This is a genomic window from Roseateles sp. P5_E11 (genome assembly GCF_054049355.1).
Genome location: NZ_JBFUMO010000359.1, coordinates 1 through 6,044 on the forward strand (window position 1 = coordinate 1; position 6,044 = coordinate 6,044).

The 6,044-nt window shown below is 65.3% G+C and carries 7 protein-coding genes; 4 read left to right on the forward strand and 3 right to left on the reverse strand.

Translation table 11 applies throughout. The features are described from left to right. The 3 genes from ACXJKR_RS21790 to ACXJKR_RS21800 all read right to left on the reverse strand — a co-directional run. Positions 1-390: arginase family protein (locus ACXJKR_RS21790; protein WP_457324598.1), on the reverse strand; the 390-nt coding region annotated here is incomplete at its 3' end. Next, on the reverse strand, positions 381-1,619 hold the full coding sequence (locus ACXJKR_RS21795) for a hypothetical protein (RefSeq protein ID WP_457324599.1): 1,239 nt from the start codon (positions 1,617-1,619) through the stop codon (positions 381-383). The genes ACXJKR_RS21790 and ACXJKR_RS21795, both read right to left, overlap by 10 nt. A 31-nt stretch (positions 1,620-1,650) precedes the next feature. Next, positions 1,651-2,319 carry a methyltransferase gene (locus tag ACXJKR_RS21800; RefSeq protein WP_457324600.1) on the reverse strand — a complete coding sequence of 223 codons (669 nt, stop codon included), beginning with the start codon at positions 2,317-2,319 and terminating at the stop codon, positions 1,651-1,653. A gap of 221 nt (positions 2,320-2,540) precedes the next feature. On the opposite strand from ACXJKR_RS21800, the gene ACXJKR_RS21805 reads away from it, so the two are divergent. From ACXJKR_RS21805 to ACXJKR_RS21820, 4 genes are all read left to right on the forward strand, one after another. Further along, positions 2,541-3,581 carry an ABC transporter substrate-binding protein gene (locus ACXJKR_RS21805; protein ID WP_457324601.1) on the forward strand — a complete coding sequence of 347 codons (1,041 nt, stop codon included), beginning with the start codon at positions 2,541-2,543 and terminating at the stop codon, positions 3,579-3,581. Continuing rightward, a complete protein-coding gene (locus tag ACXJKR_RS21810) occupies positions 3,578-5,050 on the forward strand; it encodes a sensor histidine kinase (RefSeq protein WP_457324602.1) in 1,473 nt (490 codons plus the stop codon). Before ACXJKR_RS21805 ends, ACXJKR_RS21810 begins: the two co-directional genes overlap by 4 nt. Then, positions 5,016-5,471: a response regulator gene (locus ACXJKR_RS21815; protein ID WP_056193887.1), complete on the forward strand. Its 456-nt coding sequence runs from the start codon at positions 5,016-5,018 to the stop codon at positions 5,469-5,471. The genes ACXJKR_RS21810 and ACXJKR_RS21815 overlap by 35 nt, the downstream gene beginning before the upstream one ends. Continuing rightward, positions 5,468-6,044 (forward strand): response regulator (locus tag ACXJKR_RS21820; protein WP_457324603.1); only part of this gene is annotated, 577 nt, incomplete at its 3' end. The genes ACXJKR_RS21815 and ACXJKR_RS21820, both read left to right, overlap by 4 nt.

Consider the following 6,044-nt stretch of genomic DNA (forward strand, 5'->3'; position numbering starts at 1 on the left):
GAACAGGGCCAGGGGCATGCCGCCGATGTACTGGGTCTGGCTGCTGGACCAGGTGTGGAAGTCGCCATGGGCATCCAGCCAGAGTACACGCTCGGGCGGCTGGCCGGCTTGCTGCAGACCGGCCAGTAGCCCCAAGCTGGAGACACAGTCGCCGGCGAGGCTGACTGGCCGGCAGCCACTGCGGGCCAGCGTGGCGACACGAGCAGCCAGCAGGGCGTAGAGGCGCCCCAAGTTGTCCAGCTTGGCGATGGGATCGTCGATCCGCGTCGCATGCTGCCGTGCCGGTGCCAGCACTTCCCAGGGATGGGGGTCGATGTCGAGCACGCGGCGCAGGCCGTCGCGGCGCTGGCCCATCAGGTAGGGCAGCAGAAGCCTTGCATTCACAGCCATCTGTCGGGCTCCATGGGATAGCCAAGCCTGTCCATCATCTCGCGCACCTCGGTCCGCTGAGCCAGGTCCAGCAGCAAGGCGCTTCTTTTGTGCCAGCGTTTGGAGCTCGGTGGTTCGGTGGCCATCTTGATGGGCAGCGCATCTGGCGGGGCCATGGCGGGCAGGCCCAGATGGTCGGTGATCAACCGCAGCGTTGCGATGGGGTTGTCGACGAAGTCTTCAAAAGACACGCGCAGGGTGCAGACGCCGCTTTGCAGGATGGCTTCGTGGATGGAGTACCACTGGTTCAGGCACACCTCTTCCAGCTTCGCCCGGGTGAACTGGCGCCAGTTGGGTGGCAGGTCGAACTTCCACCACTTGCGGCCGAAAGCCACGGTGTCGGAATAGCCGGGGATGACGAGTTCGCAGCCGATCTTGCTGAGGTCGTGGGAGAAGAATCCCAGCGGGTAGAGCCAGCCGTCCATCAGGCCGTTGATGGACTGCGCGAAACCCCGGGTCAGATGGATGTAGCTCACCTCGGCGTTGGGGAACAACTGCTCGTACATGCCGATGCGGTAGGCGTCGGACGGCGCCTTGAACAGCAGCACCGATTCCCGCACATCGGCCGGGCCGAAGGGCCGCCGCTTGAGCGTGGGTACCACGAAGGGAGGCTCCTCGATTTTCAAGGGTTCGTCGAAGTGCCGGCCGTCGCCGCGGTTGGCCTTGCCGTCGTAGTAGCTGATCCGCCAAGGCTCGTCGCTGAACACGGTGGAGAGCACAAGTTCCTGGAGCTCGGTTTCGCTGCGACGCTCGCCGCCTTCGAACTGGCCCAAGGCCGCCTCCAGCGACTGTTCCAGGCGCCGCTCGGCAGCGGTGTCCAGGAAACGCGACGGGAACTGCAGCAGGAGCCGGTTCTTCCACTTCCTGAGCAGCAGCTCGGTATCGAGGAGGTCCGCCGAGGCAAAGGAAACCTCGTCCAGAATGTTGCTGCTCAATTCCTCGACATTGGCCACCCGCTCGATGCCATCGCTGTCGGAGTTCTGATTGAAGCCGTTGCCCGACAAGGCCAGCAACGGGTCCAGTTCCCCATCCAGTGAAGCGATGCTCGGATGCAGGGCCAGGGCCTCCTTGAAGAGGCTGGATCCGCCGCGCGAGCCGCACAGGATGACGGCCACCCTGCGGACCCTCGTTCTCAGGCCTGAGCGCGGGACGGCGCGGCGCGCCTTGATGGCCAGTAGCAGGCTGTCCATGGGGGGCGATGCGTCAGGTTCCTGGAATCGATCAAGCCCAGGTCATCTCGTAGACGAAGAACTGCTGGCGCCCGGTTTCGTCCGTGGCTTCGCTGGCCAGCTCCCTGGTCTGCAGGCCCGCTGTTTGCGCCAGGCGCTTCATGGCCTCGATCTCACCGAAGTTGGACTGCACGAAATAGATGCGCCCTTTGGGCTTCAAATGCCGGCCCACGCCTTCGAAGAAGCGCGTGTTGGTCTTGAAATCGGTGTCCCACTGGGACATGGCCACCACATCGTGTGCCGGCTTGTTTCGGAACGGCAGGTTGGCGGTGATGACATCGAACTGCTCGTCGCCCAGCGCCTCGAACAAATTGGACTGCAGCGCTGTCATGGTGCCGGCAAAGCCGTGCATCTGGGCGTTGTGGGTGGCGCTTTGGATGGCCGCCGGGTTGATGTCCACGCCCACCACCCTCCCTGCGCCCTGGTAGCAGGCAAAGATGCCAATGACGCCTGAGCCGGTGCCCACGTCCAGCACGGTTTCGCCTGGCGCGACCGTGAAATTCCTGACCAGCGGCAGGCTGTCGGCGAAGGGCCAGAAGGTGTCGGGGTAGACCAGGAACTCCTTGTCCAGATAGCGGACTTTGCGGCCTTCCGGCGGCACGGATTTGAAGAGTTGCTGCCGCTGTGCCTGCCACTGGTCTGTGTAGCTCGTCAGGTCCATCTGCCACCTCCAGGGCCAAAGCATTGCCAGATTTGCTTGAACTGGCAACGGAGAAATCTCCTATGCCGCAGTTTGGACAAGTTAGGTCATACGTCACGCAACAGGCCTTGCAAGACGCAAGCCGTGCCCGTACTCTTCGTTCAAACGAGCTTAGACAACACACTTAACCCGTTATCCAGGTGGCCTTCATGGCCTTGGCGTGTTGGGTGCGGGAGGACCAAATGAGCGCTCCGACCCCGGCGGGTCGCGGTCTGAACCGCCGTCTGAATCGCCGTCATCTGGCAGGCCTGGCCTCACTCGCCGTGCTTGCCACGGCGTTTGGCCTGAGCCGGCGCCGGTCCGGCCCGCCCTTGGCGCCCGAGCGGCTCTCGATTGCGCTTCCCCAGGCGCCGCATGCCGGTCTTATTCACATCGCCGCGGCACGGGGCTTCTTCGATGAACGCGGTCTGGCAGTGACGGTGCTGCCGCAAACCCATGGCAAAGCTGCGCTGGCCGAGCTCCTGCGAGGCGGCGCGGACCTCGCCGCCGCGGCCGACGTGCCCATCGTCATCGAGGTGCTCAAAGGTGCGCCGCTGAGCATGGCGGCGGCGGTGGCGAGCGCCTCCAACGAACTGGCCGTGCTGGCGCGTCGCGACCGCGAAATCAGCTCACCGGCCGGCCTGCAGGGGCGCCGGGTGGGCGTCACCCTCGGGACCAGCGGCGAATACTTCCTGTGGGCCTTCATGGTGCGCCATCGCCTGGCCCCGCAGTCGCTGATCCTCGTGGACCTGCCGCCAACCCGCCTGATCGCCGCGCTGCGCGACGGCAGCGTGGACGCCATCGCCGCCTGGCAGCCGGTCCGGCATGAAGCCGAACTGGCCCTGGGCAGCGCCATCATCTCGTTCAGTGCACCCGATGCCTATGCCCAGAACTACGTGCTTGTCGGCCGCAGCGAATTCATGTCCACCCGCGGCGAGGCTTTGCGCAGACTGCTGCTGGCCCTGCTGGATGCCGAGCGTTTCGTGCAGCTCGACCCCCAGCAGGCGAAGACGCTGCTGGCAGCACGCCTGAAGCTCGACCCCGAGGCGCTCGAGCCGGCCTGGCAGGCGCTGGATCTGGAGGTCGATCAGCAGCAGGCCCAGTTGGTCACGCTCGAAGATGTGGCGGGCTGGGCGATGGCGCGCGGTTATGCGCCCACGCAGCCGATGCCGAACTTCCTGTCCCATCTGAGCCTCGACGCCTTGCTGGCCGCGAGCCCGGGGCGGGTGACGGTGGTGCGATGAAGATCAGCAGCAAGGCCCGGATCGCCGCAGCGCTGATGTTCGGCGCCATGGTGCTGATCGCCGCCAGCATCGGCTGGGCGAACACCCAGGTCAGTGCCGCTGTCAAGCAGCGCCGCCACAGCGCCGCGATCGCCAGCGCGCTCAACGACATCCGCATGGTCACCTTCGAATACCTGCTCAACCGTCGCGAACGCGCCCGATTGCAGGAACAGGCGGTCTGGCAGCGTCTTGAAGGCCTGCTTGCATTGCCGACCGGCCTTGACGATGCCGCAGCCAGGACACTGGCCGAGCTGCGCGCCAACGGCGAGGCCAGCCACCGCTTGTTCGGCGAAGTTGTGCCCACGCGAGCCGCCGGTGGCGTCGCCGACGAGGTCCAGCAGCGCTTCGAGGTCCAGATCTCCAGCCGGCTGCTGATCCTGCAGCAAAGAAGCCTCGTCGACGCGGCCAAGCTGATTGACGATGCGGGCGTTCGTATCGACGAGACGCAACAGCGAGTGGTCCTCGTGACGGCCGCGGGACTGGTGTTGATGGCGCTGATCACGGGGGCTGCCGTCTGGATGTTCMGGCGCGACGTGCTCCGCCCGATCGCGCGGCTCGAGCAGGCCACTCGCGAGGTGGCCGCCGGCAACTGGTCGTTCGAGCTCGATGTCGGCAGCGCCGATGAACTCGGCGAGATGGCGCGCCACTTTGACGCGATGACGCGCGCGCTGCGGGATTCCTTTGGCCAGCTCGAGCTCAGCAATCGGGAACTCGTCTCGCTGAACAATGAGCTCGAGTCATTCAGCTACTCGGTCTCGCACGACCTGCGCAGCCCCCTTCGCAGCATGGATGGCTTCTCGCTGGCTTTGATCGAGGACTATGGCGATCAGCTCGACGACGAGGCCCGTGACAGCCTGCAGCGCATCCGCGCCGCCAGCCAGCGCATGGGTCGCCTGATCGACGAGCTGCTGGGCCTGGCGCGGGTGACGCGAGCCGAGCTGCGCATTCAGGAGGTGGACATCAGCGCCATGGTCCACGAGATGGCGGCCACACTGGCCCGGAGTCAACCCGAGCGCCAGGTGCGCTGGGAGATCGACGAGGGCATCAGGGTGCAGGCCGACCGGGAGCTGATCCACATCGCGCTGCAGAACCTGCTCGAAAACGCCTGGAAATTCACGGGCAAGACCGTCGACGCCGTCATTCGCGTGGGTATGCGCCATGAAGGCAGGGACCGGATCTGTTTTGTTGCCGACAACGGTGCAGGCTTCGACATGGCCTACGCCGATCGCCTGTTCGGCGCCTTCCAGCGCCTTCACCACGAAAGCGATTTCCCGGGCACCGGCGTCGGCCTGGCGATTGTTCAGCGTGTGCTGCGCCGCCATGGCTGGCCGTTATGGGCCCAGGCCAGCCTCGGCAGTGGCGCCACATTCTTCTTCCGTATCCTGGAGCAAACCGATGAGCGACGAGAGCAAGGTCATCCTGCTGGTTGAAGACAACCCGGACGATGTCGCGCTGACGCTGCGCGCATTCAAGCGCAGCCATCTGATGAATCCGCTGGTTGTCGCCCGCGACGGCGTGGAAGCGCTCGATTTCCTGTTTGCGCGTGGTGCCCATGCCCATCGTGCTGAGGCGGCGCTGCCAACACTGATCATCCTCGACTTGAAGCTGCCCCGGCTGGATGGGCTTGGCGTGCTCAAGGCGATGCGCGCCGACCCCCGCACGGCGTTGCTTCCGGCAGTGATCCTGACCTCGTCGAAGGAGGAGCAGGACATCGTTTCGGGCTACAAGCTGGGCGCCAACAGCTATGTGCGCAAGCCCGTCGACTTCACCGAGTTTCTCGAGGCGGTCAAGGTGCTCGGTATCTACTGGCTCGCACTCAACCAATTGCCGCCGCGGCCGGCGTCGTCATGAATCAACGGCCGATCAGGGTTCTTGCCGTCGAGGACTCGGAAAACGACGCCCGCCTGGCGATGCGCCTGCTGCGCCGCGCAGGCTTCGCGCCTGATTTCCACCGGGTCCAGGATCTGGCGGCGCTGCAGTCAGCCCTTGTCCAGGGCCCGTGGGATGCGGTGATCTCCGACTTCAGCATGCCGGGCTTCAGCGGCCTGGAAGCGCTCACCACCTTCCGAGCGAGCGGTCTGGACATTCCCTTCATCTTTGTCTCCGGCACGATCGGCGAGGAAACGGCTGTGGTCRCGATGAAGGCCGGTGCCAACGACTATGTGATGAAGGACAACATGAGCCGGCTGGCGCCCGTGGTCGAGCGCGAACTCGTCCAGGCCGCTCGCCGGGCCGCGCATCGAGAGGCGGAGGCCGAGTTGAGACGCTTCGAGGCACAGCTCGGCGAGGCGCAAAAGATGGAATCCCTCGGGACGCTCGCAGGCGGCATCGCCCACGACTTCAACAACATCCTTGGCGCGATCCTCGGCAATGTCGAACTCGCGCGAGGTGAACTCGAGGCCGACCATCCCGCGCTGACGATGT